Source organism: Halomonas sp. HMF6819 (genome assembly GCF_044335525.1).
In the GTDB taxonomy this organism is placed as follows: domain Bacteria; phylum Pseudomonadota; class Gammaproteobacteria; order Pseudomonadales; family Halomonadaceae; genus Vreelandella.
Genome location: NZ_JBIQVY010000002.1, coordinates 284,120 through 307,337, shown reverse-complemented (window position 1 = coordinate 307,337; position 23,218 = coordinate 284,120). Strand labels below are relative to the sequence as shown.

Sequence of the window (23,218 nt, the reverse complement as noted above, 5' to 3'; positions counted from 1 at the left end):
TAACTTTTTAAGCACGCGCCAAGAATTTATCGACACTCGCTCAACCGCACTGATCAACCACACGGGTAAAAAGTCCTGCGTGAAAAAACTCCCGGTGAGCAAACTATAATATAGATTCTACAGGATAACGAACATGTCTCCAGACAGTATAATGGCGCTCGTGCTTGTACTCGTGACGTTTCTTTGCCTGCTCGCGATACGCTTTCATGTCGGCTTGTCGCTGATGCTATCGGGGCTTATTGGTGTCATGGTGCTAAGAACCACGGATGCCGCCATTTCCGCCGTCACTAACGCGCCCTACACCACTTCGTTCAACTACTCCCTGGTCATCATTCCGCTTTTTATTTTGATGGGCGTTTTAGCGGTACGCGCAGGATTGGCACAAGCCGGCTTCGATATCGCCTCGCGCCTACTCGCCAAATTCCCCGGCGGTGCCGCTCTCTCGTCGCTGGCGGGCTCCGGCCTATTTGCCGCGGTCACCGGATCGAGCGTGGCGACAGTTGCCACCTTGGCGCGGGTCTCTACCGACGCAATTACCCAGGCCGGACATCATATCCGCTTGGCTGCCGGGGTAGTATGCGCAGGCGGCACGCTGGGGGTGCTGATTCCGCCCTCAATCGTGTTAGTGCTTTACGGCATCATCACCGAAGAGTCTATCGGCCAACTGCTTCTCGCCGGTATTGGCCCGGGCCTTTTGACCATTGCTGCTTACGCATCAACTATCGTGGTGCTGGTACTGTTTTTTGAACGCCGCTCGGATCATACTCACGCTGCCTCGAACACGCCCTCTACGAAGGCCAACGCGGCCACCCCAAAATCGGCACTCGATATCATGGGTGGAGCATATCTATTCATCATCTTTATGGTCTCGATCGGTACCATTTACCTAGGTATAGCCACCCCGACAGAGGCTGCGTCTTTCGGTGCCTTGGCGGCGCTAATCATCTTTGCCATTCGCGTCAAATTTGCCAATCTCTTTAGCGCCATCAAAGAGCCATTGAGCGAGACCATCGGCCTAACGGCCATGACGTTTTTGCTACTGACCGGTGCTGGCGTATTTACTTATTTCCTTGCGCTGTCTGGCGCATCCACCTCGCTGGTCAATTGGGTGGTATCCGCCGATCTCCCCCCCTACGGCGTCCTCATCATCTGCCTACTTTTACTACTGCCTTTGGGCATGTTTTTGGATGGCATTTCGATGATTCTCATTGCGGGCCCCATTTTGCACCCCATACTGACCAGCTATGGTTTCGACGGTATCTGGCTGGGGGTGATCATCGTTAAAGTCGCCGAGATGGCGCTCGTCACGCCGCCCGTGGGGATGAATGTCTTTGTTTACTCGGGTACGGTCAAGGAAATTCCCATCAGCGATGCGTTCAAAGGGGTTTTCCCCTTCATCATCGCCGACTTCGTCGTTGTGGCTCTGTTGATTCTTGTACCCGGAATCGTCACTCTTCTACCCAGCCTTTCCGGCGCCTCCTGAAACAGAAAAGCTCCCGGCACTCTTGATAAAGAAGCCGGGGTTTTCCGGTGACCTCCTGTCGTGAATTTAAAACTTACAACTCTTTGGAAAGGAGCAAGCATAAATGGCGTTATCAAACCCTGTTACAATGGAAAAAGCACGCCAATGTCATTCAATCGTTATCTTTCAGGTTTTTAAATGGACAGAAAAAAAGCCAAACGAAATCCCCCCTCTATAAAAGAGAAGGTTTACTTTCACATCCGCAACAAGATTATTAAAAGCGATATATTAGGTGGAGAGTTCATAGAAGAAGAAGAAGTCACCGATGAGTTAGGTGTCTCAAGAACCCCCGTGCGTGAAGCATTCTCGCGCTTAGAGGCCGAACGCTTTATCGACTTGATACCGCGCAAGGGCGCACGCGTACGCCAAATTACCGGCCAGGAAATTATCGATATCTATGAGACGCGGCGACTAATCGAGATTCACGCTGCAATGAGGATATGCAAGGAAAAGATCGATGTTCCGCCCGCTATGTACACCTACCATGAAGCGATGATAGTAGACACTCACGATATCGATTTTTACGAACATATCATTAACGACAGCGGGTTTCATGGCGCCATGGTGGATGCCATCGGTAATCCTGTTATATCAGATGTGTATAAATCGATACAAGAAAGGAAAATGCGTGTTGCCTATACAGCGCTGTCGATACGTCCCGACCGGCTAAGCGTTGTAACCGAACAGCACCAAAAGATTATCGCCGCCCTCGCCAATCACGATACAGATGAAGTAGCCTCTTTGCTGGAAAAACACCTCCTTCCTGTCGAAGGCGTCATCTCCCGCTTACCCAAATAGCTTATATCCTCCTCTCTACTGTGCTGCGTTGACGGACCCAATAATTTTATTCATCCGTAACGCTGACTTTTCTACATGGATTACGAAACCGCGATGATCTAAATTACGCCCATCCTGGGGGTGCAGCCCCCATCCTCAACCTACAAGGAGAGTTCGCATGACCAATCCCGCCATTAGCGTTTTCGAAACTCGTCGCAGCCAGTACGCGATTGGCAAGGACATTTCGCTGAGTCAGGACGAGGCGTCCAAACTGATTCAACAGGCGGTGAAGCTTGCCCCCACGTCGTTCAATTCGCAAAGCTCACGCGCCGTCATTCTGTTTAACGAGCAACATGACCGGTTCTGGGAAATCGTGATGGACACGCTTCGTGAAATGGTACCGCCAGAGTCCTTCGATGCCACTGAAAAGAAAGTGAACGGCTTCGCCGCGGGCGCCGGCACGGTGCTGTTTTTCGAAGAGCAGGACGTGGTCAGAAACCTGCAGGAGAAGTTTCCGCTCTACGCCGATAACTTCCCGGTATGGTCCGATCAGGCCAGCGGCATTGCGCAGTTCGCGGTGTGGACCGCGCTGGCCCAGGCCAACATCGGCGCGAGCCTGCAGCACTACAACCCGATCATCGACGAGGCGGTGGCCAAGGAGTGGAACCTGCCTGCCACTTGGAAACTTCGCGCGCAGATGCCGTTTGGCTCCCACGAAGGCGAATTCGGCGAGAAAACCTTCATGGACGACAGCGAGCGTTTTCGCGTTTTCTCCTAAGCACTGACGCGACCTGAAGACCCAAAAAAGCCCCGCCGGCGTTCGCCGCGGGGCTTTTGCATGGCCGCCGGTCAGTCGTCGCTTTCCGGCTTGGGCTCGGAGGTGGCCATGATGGTCTTCTGCATCTTGGCGCCCTCGCCCTTGGCGATGTCCTCGCGGCTAACCACCATGATGTCGCGCGGCCACCATTCGGGATGATGATCACGGATGAAGGTCAGCATCTTCTCCCTGAGCTCGACCTCGGTGTACCAGCCCAGAAGCGGCTCGGAGGTGACGAAGTAGCAGGTCAGGGTTTGCTGCGAGCCGTTTTGCGCCGTGACCGCGCACATCAAGCGGTGGTTCTCGACCACGTGCTCCTGCTGCTCGGCGTACTCCATGAACTTTTTGCGCAACGTATTGATGTTGGCGCTGATATGCAGCGTCAGTTCCACGTAGCGATAGAGCTTGGAGCTTTTAACCGATAGGTTCTCGAAGGGTTTGGAGACGAAGTAGGTCACCGGTACGATCAGGCGCCGCTCGTCCCAGACCCGCAGGCGAATGTAGGTGTAGAAGATCCCTTCGACGTAGCTCCACTGCCCCTCGAACATGACCAGATCGCCCACCCGGATGGGCTTGGCCAAGGAGAGCTGGAACGAGGAGAGAATGTTGCCCAGCACCGCCTGCCCCGCGATACCCACCAGCACCGCCAGCACGCTGGCGGAGGCCAGAATGGAAAGCCCGAGGGTCTCGAACAGCTGGATCTGGCTCAGTACGTAGAGCGACACGCCCACGACGGTGAACAAAATGATCGCTCGGCGCGTGGCGTAGAGCGAGGTGAGAAAGCGGCGTTCGTCGCGGGATTTGGTGTCGTCGATTTCGCCCACGAGCTTACGCGCCATGTTGAGCAAAATGGTATCGACCAGGCGCAGCGCAATGGAGCCCAGGCTCCAGGCGATCACCATGACCAGCAGCACCCGAAACGTGGTCGTGGCCATGGCGGAAAACGACACCACGTAGTCCAGCATCGTGCGGGTGATGAACGCCATCACCAGCAGCGACACGGGCAGCTTGATGCGCGTCACGAAAATGCTGATGCCGCCCGCGGGCAGCACGTGCGCCAACCACACGACGACCTTGTTGACGACCCAGCCAAGCGCGGCGATCAGCAGCAGAAACAGCGGAATGGCGATCCACTCCCAGACCATGAGCGGGCCCAGCGACACCTTAAAGCGCTCGGGGAGCTGCTCTTCGACCCAGGAGGGGCCGAAAGCGTCGTAGAGGATCGAAATGGAGGCCACGCTTTCGGGCATGATCAGCCAGACGGGCTCCTCATCCTCGACGTGGTAGCGCCCCAGCCGGATGTCATAGGTTTCGCCACCGGCTTCAAGCGCCGAGATCTCGATATCCCGGCGCGGCTTACCGGCCATCGGGTTTTCGCCGGGGGAGCTTTCGATCACCGCATCCTGCCGGGCAGGCAGGCTGGAAGTAGAGAGCCAGTCGCCGCGCTTGAGCACCTCTGAGAGCTGCATGGCAAGCTCGGCGCCGCGCTCGCGCTGCTCGCCCAGCTCGATATCGGAGAGGTTGAGAATGTGCGCCGCGGCGGCGTAGTTCTCATCACGAGTCAGATGGAGAAAGCTTCGGATCGTGTCTCGCGGCGTCACGCGGGAAACGTCTTCGGGAAGCTCGCCAAGCCCCGGGTTGATCTCATCGACCGAGAACCAGAGCCCGTCGTCGTTGCCGGACGTTTGCGCCAGGGCGTAGCTTGCGCCGATACACAGCAGGGCGAGAAGCCAAAGCATCTGCAAGGGCCATAACATACTTCGTTTCATTCGGATTTCCATTGATAATACGGCCAGGCGAGAGTACGACAGCCAGGGTACGACAACTAACGGCGGCACTTTACAGTCACGACCGGTCGCGCCGGCCTCGTATCGACCAGGGCCCGGTCGAAAGAGCGCAAAGCTTAACGCAACGGCGTCCAATCAGCGCGACAACATGAGTTAACCGCTACACTAAATCGTTTACCTACCGTCAAACGCCGCCTCGGTGCAGCGTATGACGTACTGATCATCGGTACCAATAAGGACATCATGGGTCTTCAAGAGATCACCTTCGGCGGGATTTATATTAGCCCACTGCTCGTTTATGCGCTGCTCGGGTTTATCCTGACCCTGCTCATACGCACGCTGCTACACGTCGTGCTGGCCTCCAGGGCGCTGTGGTTCGAAGCCTGGTTCGATGTCTCGCTATTCGTCATTCTCACGGCGCTGATCGCCTTCGTTTTCACCGTTTTGCCAGGGACCTTTTGATGCGCTCCTCGCTTCGCATACTGCTTACGTTGATCATGGTGGCGCTGGCCATCGCCGCCGGCACCTGGCTTTGGCGCTACTACCTGTATACCCCTTGGACCCGGGATGGCCGGGTACACGCCGACGTCATCACCATCGCACCGGACGTTTCCGGCTGGGTGCGTACGCTGAGCGTGGGCGACACCGACTACGTCGACCAGGATGACACCCTGTTTCAGATCGACAAGGCGCGTTATCAGGCCGCCGTCGACCAGGCCCAGGCCGAAGTCAACCACCGTCAGGCCACCCTCGAGCTCAACCGGGCCGAGGCAAGCCGACGCAACCGGCTGGGCAACAGCCGCGCGATCAGCGAAGAGAACCAGCAGATCGCCCAGATCAACTCCCAAGTGGCCGCGGCGGATCTGGAGCAGGCTCAGGCGTCGCTCGATGCCGCCAGGCTCGATCTCGAGCGAGCCAGCGTCACGGCGCCGGCGAGCGGGCACGTGCTCAACGTACAGTTCAGCGAAGGCAACTACGTCAGCCGCGGCACGCCGGTCATGGCGCTGATTCGCGAGGACTCCTACTACGTGGTGGGCTACTTCGAGGAGACGAAAATGGCCTCGATCCGCGTAGGCGACCCCGCCGACGTCACGCTGATGCAAGGCAATACCCGCCTCAACGGGCGCGTGGCGGGCATCGGGCGCGGCATCGCCGATGCCAACACCACGCTCAACGCGCAGCTTCTGCCCCAGGTGACGCCCACCTTCAACTGGGTGCGCCTGGCCCAGCGCATTCCGGTACGCATCACGCTCGACGAGGTACCTTCTGATACGCTTTTGAGCGTGGGCATGACCGCCACGGTGCGTATTCGTCCGGACGACGCGTAGCCCCATGTCGCCGCTCGTTAAAACCTACCTGATGCCCGAACCCGCGGCGGTGAAGTTCGCCATCAAAACCACGCTTGCGATGATGCTGGCGCTTTACGTCGCCTTCGCCTTCGATCTCGAACGCCCCTACTGGGCGCTGATCTCCGCCGCCTTTCTCCAGGTACGGCCGATGAGCGGGATGGTGATCGAGAAAGGCATCTGCCAGCTGGGCGGCACCTTCATCGGTGCCGTGGTCGGTATCGTCATCATGGCGCTGTTCGCCCAGGCCCGGGTGCCGGCGATCATGACGCTGACGCTCTGGATCGTACTGTGTACCTACGTGGGCTCGCTTTGGCGCAACAACTACACCTATGGCTGCCTGATGGCCGCGGTGACGGCGATGCTGATCGTGGTGATCGCCGGTGGCAGCACCCCGGCCGGCATTTTCAACGTGGCTATCGCGCGGTTGACCGAGCTTGGCCTGGGCGCGATTTGCGCCACCCTCGTAAGCTCACTGCTGTGGCCTTCGAGGGTGGGCCAACATCTCGCCGACCAGGCCGATACGGTCATCAATCGCGCCTTTTATCACGCCGCGCTGCGCCTTGAAACGAGCGAGGATCGCGACGAGCTGCTCAAGGCGCTGCGCGAAAGCCTCGGCGCGCTGACCCAGCTCGAAACCGACAGCCAGGCCGCCCGCTTCGAAGGCCCGGAAGGCCCCGGGCGCATTCGCGCCTCCCACGTGCTCACCCGGCGTACGCTGCGCTTTTTGGCGAGCCTTCACGCGCTGGATCAGCTGTTGTCCGATCATACCGAGCGGCTGGACCCTAAAAGCGTGGCCATCGCCCGCGAGCTCGCCCAGGGGTTCACCGACGCCGAGCACGTGCAAGGCGTGGCCGGCGCGCGGCGCTACCTGCAGGCGCTGCGGGGGCAGGTGCACGAAAGCGACGACCCGACGCTTGCGCCGTTGGATCGGCGCCTGCGGCTGGGGCTGCGCGAAGTACTGGGCCACGCGATGATCATGCTCGACGCCCGCGAGGCGATTGCCTCCCCCGGCACCTACACGCTCAAGGCCGGGCCGCTGGCCTGGCACCGCGACCGGCTGGCGGCCTTAATTAATGGACTGCGTTCGGGGCTGGTATTCGCCGGGCTTGCGACGTTCTGGATCGTGACGGCCTGGAATAGCGCCATGGTCGCCATGATGCTCGGCACGCTGTTCTCAGCGTTTTTTGCAAGCAGAGACAACCCGGTGGCCATTACCCTGATGTTCTACAAGGGGATGCTCGCCGCCATTCCCAGTGCGTTTTTGTTCGGCCACGTGCTGCTCGCCCAGGTGCACGATTTCCCGCTGATGGCGGTCGTATTCGGCACGCCGCTGTTTCTAGGGCTTCTGGGCGCGGCCAACCCGGCCACCATGGGGTACTGCCTGGCGTTCACCATCTTCAACATTCTGCTCACCATGCCGGGCAACGACATGGACTTCTCTTTCGACAGCTTCGCCAACCGCGCGGTGGCGGCGATCATTGGCTTGACCACGGTGGTCACCGCGTTTCGCCTGCTGCCGGGGCTTGGCACCAGCCTTCGAAGGCGGCGTTTGATTCGCGCCATCTCCCGGGATATTCACGGCTTGCGGCGGCGTTCGATCACCCAAGGCGAAACCCGTTTCAGTGGCCACATGGCAGACCGCCTTTTGCAGCTCGCCCAGCACGACGACGTGTTGCCTCAGGAGCAGCGTCACCTCTTTGCACTGGGCCTGACCGGGCTCGATATCGGCACCGCCATTTTGCGCCTTCGCCACCGCTTCGACAGCGCCGAGCATCCGGCCATTCAAAGCGCCCACCAGGCGCTGCTCAAGGCGCTGGCCCAGGGCTTCGAGCAAAGCGCCCGGGGCCACACGTTCGAAAGCCTCGAGGCAGCAGGCCAGGATCTAAAGGCCGCCCTGGAAGAGCACACCGACGATAGCCCGGCGCGGCTGGCGCTATTGACCGGGCTCATCGAGCGGCTGTCGCTTTCGCTCGACCGCCTGGCCGAGACCATGGCGGCCCCGGCGGATCGCTCGAAAGACGCCCCGGCCGACGCTAAAAGCCAAGCGTGAGAGGTTCGACGTTGAGGCGTTCAACGAACTTTTAGCCAGGCCGCTCATCCAAGTGAGCGGCCAAAAAGGTTAGACAAAGCGGCCCTAAGCATAAAAACTGAATTGAACGCGCCCGCCGGCACTTCGCCTCGAGGCCTGCGTCAGGGAGAGCACCATGCTGATCAAAATCGCCAAACCCGGTGACCTGCACGAATCCGACGTGACGCCCGAATCCGTCTACCTGAGCCGGCGGCGCTTTCTGGGCGGCGTGGCCGGCGTCGGCGCGGGCCTTGCGCTTTCCGGGCGCGTGAAGGCAAGCGAAGCGTACACCGACGTGCCGAGCGGCGATGCGCCGGCCTGGCTCAGTGAGAAGATCGATCAGACCCAGTGGCGCGCGGTGACGCCGGCGGACCCGGACAAGGACACGCTGGCGCCGTTCGAGGACGCCAGCGGCTACAACAATTTCTATGAGTTCGGCACCGGCAAGAGCGACCCGTCCAAACGCGCGGGTAGCCTTTCAACCGAGCCCTGGAGCGTGGTGGTCGACGGCGAGGTCAATAACGGCGGGCGTTTCACCCTCGAGGATTTTGCCAGCCCTTCGCAGTTCGAGGAGCGCATCTATCGGCTTCGCTGCGTCGAGGCGTGGTCGATGGTGATTCCCTGGCTCGGCATACCGCTTGCCGACGTGATCCGCCGCGCCGACCCGACCAGTAAGGCCAAGTACGTGCGCTTCGAGACCCTGGTCGACCCGGAGCAGATGCCCGGCCAGCGCTCGTCGTTTGCGCTGATCGACTGGCCCTACGTCGAAGGGCTTCGCCTGGACGAAGCTATGCACCCGCTGACGATTCTGGCGCTCGGCATGTACGGGCGGGAACTGCCCAATCAAAACGGTGCGCCGCTGCGCCTGGTGGTGCCCTGGAAGTACGGCTTCAAGAGCATCAAGTCGATCGTTCGCATCTCGCTGGTCGAGGAGCAGCCGGTCAACTCTTGGCAGCTTTTAGCCCCCAACGAGTATGGATTCTACGCCAACGTAAATCCGAACGTCGATCACCCGCGCTGGAGCCAGGCCAGCGAGCGCCGGCTGCCCAACAGCCTGTTCAGCCCCAACAACATCGACACGCGCATGTTCAATGGCTACGAAGACGAAGTCGCCGAGCTCTACGCCGGCATGGATTTAAGCGTTAACTATTAACCTTACCGACGACCAAAGCAGGTAACCATGGCAAAGCAGGAAGCCAAATGGCGGCTATGGCGGGGAGCGGTCTTTCTGGCGGCCCTCGCCCCGCTGATCTACTGGGGTTTTCAGGTTTATCAAAACGCCGCTGGCCCGGAGCCGGGGCGCTATTTGCTGTTGAACATCGGCATCGGCGGGCTTTGGCTGATGCTGTTGACGCTTTCTCTCACGCCGCTTTCCAAACTCACTCGCTGGAAAGGCTTCGCGCTGATTCGCCGCCAGCTCGGGCTCTGGACGCTGGCCTACGCGACGCTGCATCTTTGTTGCTACGCGCTGTTCATTCTGGGGCTTAACTGGGCGCTGCTCGGTGCCGAAATCGTTAAGCGCCCTTATATCATTGTCGGCATGCTCGCACTTCTGGGCCTGGCGGCGCTGGGGGCCACCTCCAACCGCGCCGCCATGCGCAAGCTGGGCAAGCGCTGGAAAACGCTTCACAAGCTCGCCTACCCGATTTTGGCGCTGATTCTTCTGCACTTTTTCTGGGTGGTACGGGCGGACATGAGCGAGTGGGCAATTTATGCCGCGATCGGCGCCGTGCTGCTCGCCTTGAGGCTTCCCCCGGTTGCGCGAACCCTGCCCCGGTTTCGCCAGCGGCTGGCGGCGAAGTAGCCCCCTCTGATAGCCACTTCGCTCGCCGAACCGTCGGCGCTTATTCTAGGTGAATCGCGGGCAGGCGCTCGCTCACGTTGGGGGGCATAAACGTGTCGGAGCGGGCGCTCTCCCAGTACTTCTTGAACACCGTGTGTTCGCAGGTCGATTCGAGCAGCTCATTGGGTTTCAAGAACGTGAACAGCTGATCGTAAGACTGAATCTCGTTGTCCGATACCCGGCGGATGATGTGATGCGGGCCGAGTTCGCTCGGATGGTGAAGCCCCGCGGCGCCCAGCATTTCCGCCAGCGCTTTTAAAGTGTTCTTGTGAAAGTTGTAGACCCGCTCGGTCTTGTCGGCGACATCCAGGTGGCGGCTGCGCCGGGGGTCCTGAGTGGCCACGCCGCTCGGGCACTTGTCCGAGTGGCAGTTGAGCGCCTGAATGCAGCCCAATGAAAACATGAACCCGCGAGCCGAGTTGCACCAGTCGGCGCCCAGGGCCAGGGTGCGGGCTATGTTGAAACCGGACATCACCTTGCCCGCCGCGCCGACACGAATCTCGTCACGAAGCCCCGCCCCCACCAGGCTGTTGTGTACCAGCATGAGCGCTTCGGTCAGCGGCACGCCCATGTGGTTGATCAGCTCCAGCGGTGCCGCTCCCGTGCCGCCTTCACCTCCGTCGACGACGATGAAGTCCGGGCGCTCACCGGATTCGAGCATCGCCTTGACGATCGCGAACCACTCCCAAGGGTGGCCAATCGCCAGCTTGAAGCCAACGGGCTTGCCGTTTGAAAGCGTCCGCAGCCGGCCGATGAAGTCCATCAGCTCCATGGGCGTCGAGAACGCGGAGTGAGCGGCGGGCGATACCACGTCCTGACCCATCGGCACTTCGCGCGCCTCGGCGATCTCCTTGGTCACCTTGGCCGCCGGCAGAATACCGCCGTGGCCGGGCTTCGCGCCCTGAGAGAGCTTGATCTCGATCATCTTGACCTGATCGATACTGGCGTTTTCGGCAAAGCGCTCTTCGTTGAAGGTGCCGTCGTCATGGCGACAGCCGAAGTAGCCCGAGGCGATCTCCCACACCAGGTCGCCGCCGTGCATGCGGTGATAGCGGGAAATCGAGCCCTCACCGGTATCGTGATAGAAACCGCCCTTGGCCGCGCCGGCGTTCAGCGCCTCGATGGCGTGGCCGGAAAGCGAGCCGAAGCTCATGGCGGAGATGTTCAGCACGCTGGCGTGATAGGGCTGGGTACACCGCTTGCCGCCGACCCGAACGCGGAAGTCGCTCTCTTCGACCTTGCTCGGCAACACCGAGTGATTGATCCACTCGTGCCCGGAGTGATACATCTGCAGCAGCGAGCCAAAGGGCTTTTTATCGCCTTCGTTTTTAGAGCGCTGGTACACCATCGCCCGCTGCTCGCGGGAGAACGGACGCTCATCCAGATCCGACTGGATGAAATACTGGCGGATCTCCGGGCCGATGGACTCCAGGAAATAGCGAAAGTGGGCAAGGATGGGGTAGTTGCGGCTCACCGTGCGCCGCTTTTGCACCCGGTCATGAATCCCCAGCGCCGTCAGCGCGCCGAACACGACCACCCCGACGAGCCACGCCAACGAATACCAAACGCCCACCAGCGATACCACCAGCAGCGCAAGGCACACGGCCAAGGCGATATTACGCGGCGCAATGCGCGTCAATCCGCGAGCTTTGAACATGACGACGTGATCCTTGTAAATACGAGCCCCAAAGCGGGGTGGCCCTACCGGCCGGATTGAAATGGCGAACACGAATAAGTGTTAGCTAATTATGGCGATCCATCAAATGGAAAGGGGCGAACCAGACGTCCCTGCACTGGATAGCAGCGGGCGAAAGACGATAGCGACAGACGTTACAAGGCGGCGGGACGAGCGCTACTTTTTCCTGAACGCCTCGCTGAATGCCGCGGCCAGAATGCCCGTGGGCATGGCGATGAGGCCGATGCCCGACACGGCGGTCAGCCCGGCAAAGATCTTGCCAAGTGGCGTGATCGGGGTGACGTCGCCGTAGCCGACCGTGGTCAGCGTGGCGATGCTCCACCAAAGCGCCCGAGGAACGCTGCCGAAGGCCTCCGGCTGCACGTCGGCTTCCACCACGTAAAGACAGGCCGACGAGAACAAAAGCAACAGCCCCGCCACACCGGCGCTTAGCCAGAGCTCATAGGCGCGCGTTTTTAGCGCGCAGGAAAGCGACGACCAGGCGCGACTAAAGCGCCCCAATCGCGCCAGCCGTAGGATGCGCGCCAGGCGCAAAAGGCGCAGCAAAAAAGCGTTGTCCTGATGCACGAAGCCAATGAAAAACGGCAGAATCGCTACCAGATCCAGCAGCGCCCAGAACGTCACCATATAGCGAAGCCGCCCCGTCACGCCGCGATAGCGCGCATCCTCCCCCACCGCGTACAGGCGAATCAGATACTCGATAGAGAAAAGAACGACGAACAGCGCCTCGAGCGTAGTGAAAAGCGCCGCCGCCGGCTCACGAAGCGTCGGTTCGGTTTCGAGAATGGCCGTCAATGACGCCAGAATGATCAGCCCGCAGATTACCCGATTGACGCCGGAAAGCCCTCGCTGTCTGCGGGCTTCCGGCGCCAGCTGGCGGTAAAGCTCGGCTCTCGTCATGGGATGTCTCATCTAAGCTTTCGGCGCTTGTCAGGATACTACGCCAAGGGCGCTCTGACACAGGCCCGCCCCCTACGAAAAAAGCCTCCGGGTGAACCAGAGGCTTTTGCGCTATTGCGATAGATCAGGAGTCGACGTGAAACGCCATGGTGGCGTTGACCGCCTTTTTCCAGCCGGCGTAGAGCGCGCCGCGCTTGTCCGCTTTCATTTCAGGGCTGAAACGCTTCTCAAGCGCCCACTGCTCGGTGATCTCCTCACGGGATTTCCAGAAGCCGACGGCCAGCCCCGCCAGGTACGCCGCGCCCAGCGCGGTGGTTTCGTTGACCTCGCAGCGCAGCACGTCGACGCCAAGAATATCGGCCTGAAACTGGCCAAGAAAGTCGTTGGCAATCGCTCCGCCGTCAGCGCGGAGCTCGGTCAGCGCGATATCGGCATCGGCCTGCATGGCGGTAAGCACGTCGGCGCTTTGGTAGGCCAGCGACTCCACCGCGGCGCGGATGAAGTGCTCCTTTTGCGTCCCGCGAGAGAGCCCGAACATCGCGCCGCGCACGTTGGAGTTCCAGTACGGCGCGCCCAGGCCGGTAAAGGCCGGCACCATGTAAACGCCATCGTTATCCTTGGCGCGCACGGCGTAGGCTTCGGAGTCCGAGGCCTTGCCCAGCATGCGCAGGCCGTCGCGCAGCCACTGAATGACCGAGCCAGCCACGAACACGCTACCTTCCAGCGCGTACTCGAGAGTGCCGTCCACTTCCCAGGCAACGGTGGTGAGCAGGCCGTTTTTCGACGGCGTGGCGGTGGTGCCGGTATTCATCAGCGTGAAGCAGCCGGTGCCGTAGGTGTTCTTGGCCATGCCCGGTGTAAAGCAGGCCTGACCGAACAGCGCCGCGTTCTGATCGCCGGCGATCCCGGCGATCGGAATTTCCTGGCCCATCAGGTACTTCGGCAGAATCTGGCCCACCACTTCACTCGACGACGTCACCTCCGGCAGCATCGATTCCGGCACGCCGAACAGCTCGAGCAATTCCGGGTCCCACTTGCGCTCGCGGATGTTGAACAGCATGGTGCGCGAGGCGTTACTGACGTCGGTGGCGTGCACCTTGCCGCCGGTGAGATTCCAAATCAGCCACGAATCGATGGTGCCAAACAGCAGCTCGCCCTGCTCGGCTTTCTCCTTGACGCCGGCGACGTTGTCGAAGATCCACTTGAGCTTGGTCGCGGAGAAGTAGGCGTCGATCACCAGGCCGGTTTTTTCGCGAATCATGTCCGCGTGGCCGGCCTCGCGCAGTTCGTCGCAAATTTCGGCGGAGTGGCGCGACTGCCAGACGATGGCGTTGTGCACGGGCTGGCCGGTGTTCTTGTCCCACACCACGGTGGTTTCACGCTGGTTGGTGATGCCGATTGAGGCGATGTCGGCAACGTCCACCCCGCTTTGATTGATCACCTCGGTCAGCGTGGTCAGTACGCTGGTCATGATCTCGCGCGGGCAGTGCTCGACCCAGCCAGGCCGTGTAAAGATCTGCTCGAACTCGTGCTGCGCCGTGCTAGCGACCCGGCCTTCATGATCGAATAGCATTGCCCGCGAGCTGGTCGTGCCCTGGTCGATAGCGAGAACGTATTTTTTCTGGCTCATGAACTGTCTCTCAAACGTTGGCGTAAGAAATAGGGTAACGGGCGTCGAGCCGCGCTAGTAGACGTGGGCGGCAAGCCCGGCAAGCGTGCTGCCAATCAGGGGCCCGGCGATGGGCACCCAAGCGTAGGCCCAGTTGCTGCCCTGTTTGTGCTTGATGGGTAGTAGCGCGTGGGCAATACGCGGGCCCAAATCGCGGGCGGGGTTGATCGCGTAGCCGGTGGGCCCACCCAATGACGCGCCGATCGATACCACCAACAGTGCCACCGCCAGCGGGCCGAGCCCCGAAGGCGTGTTACCGAACATGATAATGACAAAGATCAGCACGAAGGTACCGATAATCTCGGTCACCAGGTTCCACCCATAAGCGGCAATGGACGGCCCGGTCGAAAACGTGGCGAGAATCGCAGGCGCCTGGTCAGTGGCGTCGTAGTGCTTTTTATAAGCCAGATAGCACACCACGGCGCCGATGAACGCGCCGATGAACTCGGCGCTAAAGTAGGCAAGCGTGGTGGCGGCGGTGATCGGAATATTCGGCGCGTACTCGCTGGCCGGACCCACCAAGAGCGCCAGCGTCACCGCCGGGTTGATGTGCGCGCCGGTATCGAAGGCGACGTACACCGCGCAAAACACGGCCAAACCCCAGCCGAAGAAGATAACGATACCATCGCTTCCCTTGCCATTGGTGCCGTTTAACAGCACGTTCGCCACTACCCCGCAGCCCAGCAGCGTCAATATGGCCGTTCCGGCGATTTCATGAAAAAAAATGGTTCCAAGCATGGCGTTCCAACCGGTGCGTTTATCGGCTCATGCGCCTGCTCGACTCTGGCGTTCAAGCAGGCGCCCGTGTTCTTTTTCGAAAATATCGTTTTCTTTTTCGGCATCCTATCGGGGCGATAATAAAAAACAATATAAAATTCCGAAAAAACTTTAAAACCGTCTAAAAGCCACTGATTACACTAGCATTACCAACTCGTTAGACATTAGTTGAGTAAGCAATTATCGCTTTTTAATAACAAGTTACGCGAAAGCAAAAAACTTTCGCCGTGTCAATTAACGAACAGCGCGGTATCCGAGCACATGAATGTACTCATCTAAACAGAATCCTCTTTGGAGGTTTGGAAGTAATGTTGTCTGCGCCGGCAAAACGTCTTCTATACTCAAGCAGGCGGTCATCACACGGGCCCATGAAAGCCTGCCGTAGAGCGAGCTTGTCCGGCGCACCGCACCGGGTCATTCATCAAGGAGGAACACCATGCAGACGACTGCGCACCCCAGGGCTTATGGCGGCATACATCCGCTTCATGCCGTTTTGTTGGCGGGCATGCTCCCGCTTTTTCTCGGCGCCGCCCTGTGCGACTACGCCTACTTCACCAGCTATCACATCCAGTGGGGTACGTTCGCGTCCTGGATGATCGCCGGGGGGCTGGTCTTCAACGGTTTCACGATTCTCGCCGCGCTGATCGGCGTTTTTCGCGCCGAGCGGCGCAAGGGGCTATCGCTTGTGTATCTGGCAGTATTGGTGGTGAGCTGGGTGCTCGGCTTCATCAACGCGCTGGTTCACGCTAAAGATGCCTGGGCGATGATGCCCGCCGGCCTGATGCTCTCGATCGTCGTGGTCGTACTGACCCTAGTCGCTCTTTTTCTCGGATTTACCCGCACGCGCGCCGCTGGAGTCGCCTAATGAATGCCTTTCGCCTTAAGTCTCGCGCCCACTATTATTTCGCGCCTCTTTCCGCCTTACTGGTCGCCACTAGCGTCAATGCCGCCGATGTCGAGCAGCCTTACGGCCCCAACCCAACGCTGCCGGAGCCCGAGCGCGGCCTGTTACCGAGCATGACCGTGCCGGAGCCCGCCGAGTGGGGCGATCAACTCCCCACCGTGCCTGAAGGCTATACGATCTCCGCTATCGGCACCGATCTTCTGGTGCCGCGCCAGACCATCGTGCTGCCGGGTGGCGATATCCTGGTGGCCGAAGGCAGCGGCGGAAACGCGCCGCAGCTCAAGCCCAAGGATTTCATCGCCGGGGTGATCAAAAGCAAGGGCAACACTTCGGTCGAAAGCGGCGATCGTCTGACGCTTTTGCGCCCCAACGGCGACGGTACCTATGAGCAATCCGTTTTCGCCGAGGACCTGAACGCCCCTTACGGCCTGGCGCTGATCGACAATGACCTGTTCGTGGCCAATCAGGACGCGCTGGTACGCTTTGACTACGAAGAGGGCCAAACCCAGGCCAACGGCGCGCCGGAAGTGATCGCGCAGCTTCCCGCCGAGATCAACCACCACTGGACCAAGGCGATGGTCGCCAGCGCCGACGGCCAGTACCTGTACGTTGGCATCGGCTCGAACAGCAACATCACCGAGCGCGGCATGGACGCCGAGGTCAACCGTGCCGAGGTGTGGGAAATCGATGCCGAGACCGGCGCTCACCGCCCCTACGCCACCGGCCTTCGAAACCCCACCGACTTCGCCATCCAGCCCGGCACCGATCAGCTCTGGGTGGTGGTCAACGAGCGCGACGAGCTGGGCCCGAACCTGGTACCAGACTATCTCACCACGGTGCAGGAAGGCGGCTTCTACGGCTGGCCCTACAGCTACTGGGGCCAGAACGTCGACCCGCGCGTTCAGCCCCAGAATCAGGAAAAGGTCGATGCCGCGATCGCTCCGGACTACAGCCTAAGCTCCCACGTGGCGCCGCTGGGCGTGGCGTTCTCCATCCCTGAGGTGGGCGATGAGTACGCCGACGGCGTGTTCGTTGGCGAGCACGGCAGTTGGAACCGCGCCGACCCAGCCGGCTACAAGGTGGTCTTCATTCCGTTCGAGAACGACCAGCCCGCCGGGGATCCGATCGATTTCGTCAGCGGCTTTTTGACCGAGGACGGCAACGCTCGCGGCCGCCCGGTCGGCGTCACCGTCGCCCCGGACGGCTCGGTAATCGTCGCCGACGACCTGACCAACGTGGTATGGCGCATCGCCCCGGACACCCCGGTCGTGACCGCCGCCAGCAACGACGCGGAAAACACCGAGGCCAACGAGACACCCAGCGCAAGCGAGCCGGCCTCCAGCGATACCGACGACATCGATAATGGCGATACTGACAATGACGACACCGACACTGGCGACGAGCAACCAACCGCCGAGGAGTAACGTCGCTACCGGGCCGTTCGATCACAATAGTGTTGCCAGAACGGTTCGTTAGAACGGTGCTGTAAAACGATACGTTAACGAAAAAGGGGCGCTGGCCAGACGGTCAGCGCCCCTTTTTCTTTCCAATTTTCCTACACGTCGATGGTGAGCGCGGCGAGTCGCTCGCGGTCGATGTCGACCCCCAACCCCGGCCCTTTCGGCAGCGCCAGCTGGCCGTGATCCAGGCATAGCGGTTCACTCAAGAGCGCCTCGCGTAGCGGGTTGTCGGCGGAGACGTCGAACTCGACCCAAGTCGGGGTATGATCGCGTGCCGGGTGCGGGTGCGGCGCAAGCGCGGCGGCGTAGTGCGCGGCGGCCACGATGCCCACCGCACTCCCCCACACGTGAGGCGATACCCTCAGGCCGTTCAACTGCGCCATATCCGCAATGCGCAGCGCCTCGACGAACCCGCCGCACAGGTTGAGATCCGGCATCAGCACATCGACACCGCCGGTCGCGGCCAGCTCGCGAAACTCCACCGCGTTGACCGAGGCCTCCCCTGCCGCGATGCGCCCCGACCGGCGCGAGGCCAGCCGCCGGAAGCCGGGCAGGTCTTCCGGGGCGACGGGCTCTTCGATCCAGTAGGGGCGATACGGCGCGAGCGCCTCCATGGCTTCCAGCGCGATATCCGCGGTGTAGGCGCCGTTGATGTCCGCCATGATGGCCACGTCATCGCCCAGGATGCGCCGCGCGGTGCTCATGCGCTCGACATCACTTTTGATGCCGCGGCCGATCTTGATCTTATAACCTTCAAACTTACCGGCCACGCGTTCGAGCTGTGCTTCCAGCGGGAGCGCGGCCGGCTCGTGGAAATAGCCGCCAGAAGCGTAGACCTGGACCGATGCCTGCTCTTCGCCGCCGAGCAGGCGGTAGATCGGCAGTCCCAGCAGTTGGCCGATCCCGTCGTGCAGCGCGATATCCAGCCCGCTGACCGCCGCGGCGAGCTGGCTCTGGGCGCGCACGTGATAAAGCACGTTGGTCATGCGCCGCCAGATCACCCGGTGATCGAAGGCACTCTGGCCGACGTAGGCCTCGCGCAGAATATCGAGGTAGGCAAGCGTGGTTTTCGGCGGCCCGTAGCATTCACCGATACCCACGATGCCCGAGGCGAAGCGTACGAAGACCAGCGTTGCCATACGCGCGTGGCCGATTTCACGCGCGCTGCCGTAGCCGCCGTCGGCCGGCAGGAAGCTACCGATGGGCACCATATCGATCGACTCGATCCGCGCATCCGACACGGTGGTGGCGCTGCTTTGGGCGCCATTGATAGTGGCGCTGCTTCGGGCGCCATGGAGAGATGAAGTCATGCGAAAACTCCGAATTAGATGAGGCTTGGCAGCCAGAGCGTGAGCGCCGGAATGAAGGTGATCAGCACCAGCGATACCAGCAGGGCGGCAATGAACGGCACGGTGGCACGCACCGCGCGGGGAAACGAGATATCCGCCACCCGCGCCAGTACGAACAGCACCAGCCCCACCGGCGGCGTCAAAAGCCCGATCATTAAATTGAGCACCATGATGATGCCGAACTGCACCGGGTCGACACCGGCCTGCACGGCCAGCGGCAAGAGCACCGGCGTCAGGATCGTGATCGCGGCTACGGTCTCCATGAAGCAGCCCACCACCAGCAAAATCAGATTGATCAGAATCAGAATCAAAATCGGGTTGTCGGCCACCGCCATGACGGCCCCGGCAAAGGCCGTCGGCACGCCTTCACGAGTGAGGATCCAGGCGAATATCGAGGACGCCGCGACGATCAATAGCACCACCGACGTCATTTCGATGGTTTCCCGGAAAACGGTGATGATCTGGCGCCAGCCGGCGCTGCGGTAAACGAGCGTGGCCAGCACCAGCACGTAGGCCACCGCAGCAATCGCGCTTTCGGTGGGCGTGAAGATGCCCAGCACGATACCGCCCACGATGATCACTGGAATCAGCAGCGACAGCGCCGCGTGAATGAAGCTTGAGACCAGCCGCCTTACCGAGAAGCGCTCACCGACCGGGTAGCCGCGCCGATGCGAGATCACCGCGACCATCAGCATCAAAAGCCCCGCGATCAGAAGCCCCGGCACGATACCGGCAACGAACAGCTGGCCGATCGAGGCGCCGGCCACCACGCCGTATACCACCAGCGGCAGCGACGGCGGGATGATCGGCCCGACCGTCGAGGAGGCGCCGGTGATGCCCACGGCGAAATCGACGTCATAGCCTTTTTCCCGCATCGCCTTGATCTCGACCGCCCCGAGCCCGCCGGCATCGGCGATCGCAGCGCCCGACATGCCGGCGAAAATGACCGAGGCGCCCACGTTGACGTGGCCAAGCCCACCGCGCATCCAACCCACCATGGAATCGGCGAAATTGAAGATACGCTCGGTCACCCCGCACACGTTCATCAGGTTGCCGGCGAGGATAAAAAACGGCACCGCCAGCAGCGGAAAGCTGTCCACCCCACCCACCATGCGCTGGATCAGCACTATGTCCGGAATCCGGTCGGCAGCCAGCAGGTAAATCAGCGACGACCCGGCCAGCGCCACTGCCACCGGCGCGCCGATCAGCAGCAGCACGCCAAGCGCTGCGAAAAGCAGAATGATCATGACGGCGCTCCTCCCCGCCAGTGGCCGATGCCCTGGCGCGCGAGCCGATACGCCATCATCAAAAGGGCAGCGGCCACGACCGTGTAAATCCACCCCTTGGAGATCGGCAGCGTGCTCATACTGGAGTTCCAGACCCGCTGGCCCACCTGCCAGGCAAGCCAGGCCACGTAGGCGAAAAAGACCGCGCTCAGCAGGTTGTTGAAGCCTTTCAGCCAGCGCTTGCCACGCTCGGGCAGCACGAGCTCGAGAATTTCCACGTAGATATGCCCGCGCCTCGATGCCGCCCCGGCGGCGCCGATAAAGACCAAAAGCACCAGCAGCATGCGAGCGCCCTCCTCGGTCCAGCCGATCGAGTGGTTGAAGACGTAGCGCGATAGAAACTGGGCGAACACGACCCCGCCCAGCAACATCAGCACGCCCAACGCCACGTGATCCTCGAACACCCACCTGGGCGGGGCAGGTTCAATAGCGGAAACGCTCGGCGCGGGGTCTAGCGCGCGTTGAGCGCCATGATCGGCCGCGGATTCGCGGCCAAAAGCGTCATGGCGTGCCGCCGGGTCGTGATGGCGGCCCTGATCATCGTTCATTACTCGATCGCCTCCAGGCGCTCGAGCTGCTCAGCGCTCCAGCCCACGTCATCGGCGGTGAGGTAAGGGCGCACGAGTTCGGCGAAGGGGGCGCGGTCCACCTCGTGAACACGAGTGCCGTTCTCCTCGAACCAGGACACCAGTGCCTGCTCCTGCTGCTGGATATCCAGGCTGCCCTGCTCACCCGCTTCCCGGAAAACGTCCCGGAACATGGTTTGATCTTCTTCAGACAGCTGCGACCAGGCATCGCCACTCATGATGATCGGCTGGCTATCGAAGATGTGACCGGTCAGCGAAATATCCGACTGCACCTCATCGAACTTCATGGCCTGGATGATCGGCAGCGGGTTCTCCTGGCCATCGACCACGCCCTGCTGAAGCGCCAGATAGACTTCCGAGAAGGCGATCGGCGTGGGGTTGGCGCCCACGGCGCGCGGGAACATCAGCAAAAGCGGCGCATCGGGCACGCGAATTTTCATGCCTTGCATGTCTTCCGGCGTCAGCTTGGGCTCGTTGGCCGTTACGTGACGCTGACCGAAGTAGATCAACCCCAGCGGCACGTGGCCGGTGGTGTCTTCATAGCCCTGGGCGAGCTCCTGGAAAAGACCGCTGTTCGCGTAAGCGAGCCAGTGATCGAAATCCCTGAACACGAAGGGGGCGCTACCGAGCGCAATCGGTGGGTAGGCATTGCCGGCAAAGGCATTGCCGGTATAGATGATGTCGACGACACCCAAGTCCAGCCCTTCGTTGAGTTCGACTTCATTACCCAGCTGCGACGAGGGAAATACCTCGACAGTGTGGCGGCCTTCACTGCGCTTTTCGATCTCCTCGGCGGCCCACTGCGCCCATTTGTGATGGCTATGGCTTGCCTCGTAGATATGACCAAACACGAAGTCGTTGGCCTGGGCGGCCGACACCAGCGAAAGCGACAGGGCCAGTGCGGTGAGAGGTTGGCGTACACGCATTGTTATCTCCTTGTTAAGACGAACAACCAGCCTCCAGTACACGTAAAATGACGGACCCCGGCAATTTGTTTATCATCGATACCTATAAAAAACGTCAACCAATTGTTTTTAAAAGTTAAAAATTCAAAAAACGGAACGGCAGGCATGACAACAAAGACGAAAGTCGAAAAGGTGGCCGCGCTCTACGACGACATGCACCACTGGATCGTGCGCGGTCAGTACCTGCGCGGCGCCAAGCTTCCGACCGAGGCCGAACTCTCGCGGCGCTACGAACTCAGCCGCAGCGCGGTAAGAAGCGCGACCGCACGTCTGAAAGCCGAGGGATTGATCGTCTCTCGCCAGGGGGCCGGCCTGTTCGTCGCCGCCCGACCGGTGACGGAGCTGGACGCACCGAACTTCGTTAATGACCAAAACGACCTTGCGGCGCTGTTCGACTTTCGCCTGCTGATCGAAACCGAATCTGCAGCGCTCGCCGCCACCCACCAGAGCGTTGAGGGAGTCACCCGTATCGAAGAGAAAGCCTGGGCGCTACGCCGGATGTTTCGTCACGGTAAGCAGGGCTCCCAGGAAGATTTTGATTTCCATCTGCAGATCGCCAAGATCGCCGGCAACAAGTTTTTGCTGAGTTCGCTGTTGACCCTGCAAACCGGCGTAATATTCGGTGCTCGCTTTCATCAGAAAAAATCTGAAAGCGACCTGATTTTGCACGTTCAGCAGGTCGCTCAGGAGCACGATGCCATCGTTGACGCTATTCGCACGGGTGAGCCTTTAATCGCTCGCGAGACCATGGCGCATCATATCCGGGCATCGTTTGAACGAATCAGGGTGTGAGCTCTTTTCTTATTGGCTACGCTTTGAAGGCCGGGCGTGAAGATGAGCGCGCGGGCATTCGCTTTAACCGGGTAACGCTGCAGGGAAGGCAGCGATGCGCGACTTCGCAACGCCGATGCAAGGAGAAAGGCACCATGATCGAAACCATCGCAGAACTCGAAAGCGCGAAAGCGGCCTGTCAAAAGAAGGTGAACCGCAGCTCGAGCCTTTCCGCCGGCGCCGCCATCATCCCGATTCCGGGCGTGGACATCGGCTCCGACGTGGCGATTCTTCTGCGCTTGATTCCGCAAATCAACGAGCGCTTTGGCCTGACGCCGGAGCAGATCGATGACCTGGATACTCAGTCGAAGGTCATGGTAATGACCGCGATTTCCAACGTGGGCAGCAAGATGGCGGGCAAGTACATCACCCGCAAGCTGATCATCAACCTGCTGCAGAAGATGGGTTTCAAGATCGCCGCCAAGGGAACGTCGAAATTCGTCCCGGTCATTGGCAGCGCCGTGGCCGGTACCATCAGCTACACCGCCATGAAGTACATGGGCACCAAACATATCGAGGAGTGCTATCAAATCGCGCTCGAAACGCTGGAGCAAAAACAGGCGCTGCGCGAGCCCATCGACATCACGCCCGAACCGATCGAGGCACCGAATGAGCCGCGCTAACGCTTTTC

The 23,218-nt window shown here is 60.6% G+C and carries 21 protein-coding genes; 12 read left to right on the top strand and 9 right to left on the bottom strand.

Annotated elements, in window-relative coordinates; all coding sequences use genetic code 11:
• Positions 1-133 precede the first annotated feature (133 nt).
• The 3 genes from ACGLWX_RS07395 to ACGLWX_RS07385 all read left to right on the top strand — a co-directional run bounded on the left by ACGLWX_RS07395 (position 134) and on the right by ACGLWX_RS07385 (position 3,077).
• On the top strand, positions 134-1,483 hold the full coding sequence (locus ACGLWX_RS07395) for a TRAP transporter large permease (RefSeq protein ID WP_252106434.1): 1,350 nt from the start codon (positions 134-136) through the stop codon (positions 1,481-1,483).
• A gap of 177 nt (positions 1,484-1,660) precedes the next feature.
• Positions 1,661-2,320, top strand: a complete 660-nt coding sequence (locus ACGLWX_RS07390) for a GntR family transcriptional regulator (RefSeq protein WP_252106433.1) — start codon at positions 1,661-1,663, stop codon at positions 2,318-2,320.
• A gap of 157 nt (positions 2,321-2,477) precedes the next feature.
• Entirely contained in the window at positions 2,478-3,077 is a 600-nt protein-coding gene (locus ACGLWX_RS07385) for a nitroreductase family protein (protein WP_252106432.1), read from the top strand.
• 71 nt (positions 3,078-3,148) lie between these two features.
• Here ACGLWX_RS07385 and ACGLWX_RS07380 read toward each other — a convergent pair whose 3' ends face one another.
• Positions 3,149-4,885 (bottom strand): mechanosensitive ion channel family protein, encoded by a 1,737-nt coding sequence (locus tag ACGLWX_RS07380; protein ID WP_396238614.1) that lies wholly within the window; start codon positions 4,883-4,885, stop codon positions 3,149-3,151.
• 261 nt (positions 4,886-5,146) lie between these two features.
• On the opposite strand from ACGLWX_RS07380, the gene ACGLWX_RS07375 reads away from it, so the two are divergent.
• The 5 genes from ACGLWX_RS07375 to msrQ all read left to right on the top strand — a co-directional run bounded on the left by ACGLWX_RS07375 (position 5,147) and on the right by msrQ (position 10,124).
• Positions 5,147-5,365: a DUF1656 domain-containing protein gene (locus tag ACGLWX_RS07375; RefSeq protein ID WP_252106430.1), complete on the top strand. Its 219-nt coding sequence runs from the start codon at positions 5,147-5,149 to the stop codon at positions 5,363-5,365.
• The gene (locus tag ACGLWX_RS07370) at positions 5,365-6,231 is read left to right on the top strand and encodes an efflux RND transporter periplasmic adaptor subunit (RefSeq protein ID WP_396238612.1); all 867 of its coding nucleotides are present in this window, start codon (positions 5,365-5,367) and stop codon (positions 6,229-6,231) included. The genes ACGLWX_RS07375 and ACGLWX_RS07370 overlap by 1 nt, the downstream gene beginning before the upstream one ends.
• A gap of 4 nt (positions 6,232-6,235) precedes the next feature.
• Positions 6,236-8,302: an FUSC family protein gene (locus ACGLWX_RS07365; RefSeq protein WP_396238610.1), complete on the top strand. Its 2,067-nt coding sequence runs from the start codon at positions 6,236-6,238 to the stop codon at positions 8,300-8,302.
• Positions 8,303-8,456: 154 nt separating this feature from the next.
• Positions 8,457-9,473 carry a protein-methionine-sulfoxide reductase catalytic subunit MsrP gene (gene msrP / locus ACGLWX_RS07360; protein WP_252106427.1) on the top strand — a complete coding sequence of 339 codons (1,017 nt, stop codon included), beginning with the start codon at positions 8,457-8,459 and terminating at the stop codon, positions 9,471-9,473.
• 27 nt (positions 9,474-9,500) lie between these two features.
• Positions 9,501-10,124, top strand: coding sequence for a protein-methionine-sulfoxide reductase heme-binding subunit MsrQ (gene msrQ / locus ACGLWX_RS07355; protein ID WP_396238608.1), 624 nt, complete (start codon positions 9,501-9,503; stop codon positions 10,122-10,124).
• Between the two features lie 40 nt (positions 10,125-10,164).
• Here the strand turns inward: msrQ and ACGLWX_RS07350 are convergent, their stop codons facing one another.
• The 4 genes from ACGLWX_RS07350 to ACGLWX_RS07335 all read right to left on the bottom strand — a co-directional run bounded on the left by ACGLWX_RS07350 (position 10,165) and on the right by ACGLWX_RS07335 (position 15,166).
• Positions 10,165-11,820, bottom strand: a complete 1,656-nt coding sequence (locus ACGLWX_RS07350; protein WP_396238606.1) for an FMN-binding glutamate synthase family protein — start codon at positions 11,818-11,820, stop codon at positions 10,165-10,167.
• 195 nt (positions 11,821-12,015) lie between these two features.
• Positions 12,016-12,759, bottom strand: coding sequence for an ion transporter (locus ACGLWX_RS07345; protein ID WP_252106424.1), 744 nt, complete (start codon positions 12,757-12,759; stop codon positions 12,016-12,018).
• Between the two features lie 124 nt (positions 12,760-12,883).
• Positions 12,884-14,389 (bottom strand): glycerol kinase GlpK, encoded by a 1,506-nt coding sequence (glpK, locus tag ACGLWX_RS07340; protein ID WP_396238604.1) that lies wholly within the window; start codon positions 14,387-14,389, stop codon positions 12,884-12,886.
• A 54-nt stretch (positions 14,390-14,443) separates the two neighbouring features.
• Positions 14,444-15,166 carry an MIP/aquaporin family protein gene (locus ACGLWX_RS07335; RefSeq protein WP_252106422.1) on the bottom strand — a complete coding sequence of 241 codons (723 nt, stop codon included), beginning with the start codon at positions 15,164-15,166 and terminating at the stop codon, positions 14,444-14,446.
• A 475-nt stretch (positions 15,167-15,641) separates the two neighbouring features.
• Between ACGLWX_RS07335 and ACGLWX_RS07330 the strand changes: the two genes are divergently transcribed.
• Together ACGLWX_RS07330 and ACGLWX_RS07325 are read left to right on the top strand one after the other, a co-directional pair.
• A complete protein-coding gene (locus ACGLWX_RS07330; RefSeq protein WP_396238602.1) occupies positions 15,642-16,070 on the top strand; it encodes a DUF2231 domain-containing protein in 429 nt (142 codons plus the stop codon).
• Positions 16,070-17,533: a PQQ-dependent sugar dehydrogenase gene (locus ACGLWX_RS07325; protein ID WP_396238600.1), complete on the top strand. Its 1,464-nt coding sequence runs from the start codon at positions 16,070-16,072 to the stop codon at positions 17,531-17,533. The genes ACGLWX_RS07330 and ACGLWX_RS07325 overlap by 1 nt, the downstream gene beginning before the upstream one ends.
• Before the next feature lie 131 nt (positions 17,534-17,664).
• On the opposite strand, the gene ACGLWX_RS07320 is transcribed toward ACGLWX_RS07325, so the two are convergent.
• The 4 genes from ACGLWX_RS07320 to ACGLWX_RS07305 are packed head-to-tail and all read right to left on the bottom strand — an operon-like array spanning position 17,665 to position 21,717.
• Entirely contained in the window at positions 17,665-18,879 is a 1,215-nt protein-coding gene (locus ACGLWX_RS07320) for a mandelate racemase/muconate lactonizing enzyme family protein (RefSeq protein ID WP_396238598.1), read from the bottom strand.
• Positions 18,880-18,893: 14 nt separating this feature from the next.
• Positions 18,894-20,165, bottom strand: a complete 1,272-nt coding sequence (locus ACGLWX_RS07315) for a TRAP transporter large permease (RefSeq protein WP_396238596.1) — start codon at positions 20,163-20,165, stop codon at positions 18,894-18,896.
• Positions 20,162-20,752 (bottom strand): TRAP transporter small permease, encoded by a 591-nt coding sequence (locus ACGLWX_RS07310; RefSeq protein ID WP_396238594.1) that lies wholly within the window; start codon positions 20,750-20,752, stop codon positions 20,162-20,164. Before ACGLWX_RS07310 ends, ACGLWX_RS07315 begins: the two co-directional genes overlap by 4 nt.
• The gene (locus ACGLWX_RS07305; RefSeq protein ID WP_396238592.1) at positions 20,752-21,717 is read right to left on the bottom strand and encodes a sialic acid TRAP transporter substrate-binding protein SiaP; all 966 of its coding nucleotides are present in this window, start codon (positions 21,715-21,717) and stop codon (positions 20,752-20,754) included. The genes ACGLWX_RS07310 and ACGLWX_RS07305 overlap by 1 nt, the downstream gene beginning before the upstream one ends.
• Positions 21,718-21,861: 144 nt before the next feature.
• Between ACGLWX_RS07305 and ACGLWX_RS07300 the strand changes: the two genes are divergently transcribed.
• Positions 21,862-22,548, top strand: coding sequence for a FadR/GntR family transcriptional regulator (locus tag ACGLWX_RS07300; RefSeq protein ID WP_396238590.1), 687 nt, complete (start codon positions 21,862-21,864; stop codon positions 22,546-22,548).
• Between the two features lie 134 nt (positions 22,549-22,682).
• Positions 22,683-23,210, top strand: coding sequence for a hypothetical protein (locus tag ACGLWX_RS07295; protein WP_252106414.1), 528 nt, complete (start codon positions 22,683-22,685; stop codon positions 23,208-23,210).
• Positions 23,211-23,218: the final 8 nt, after the last annotated feature.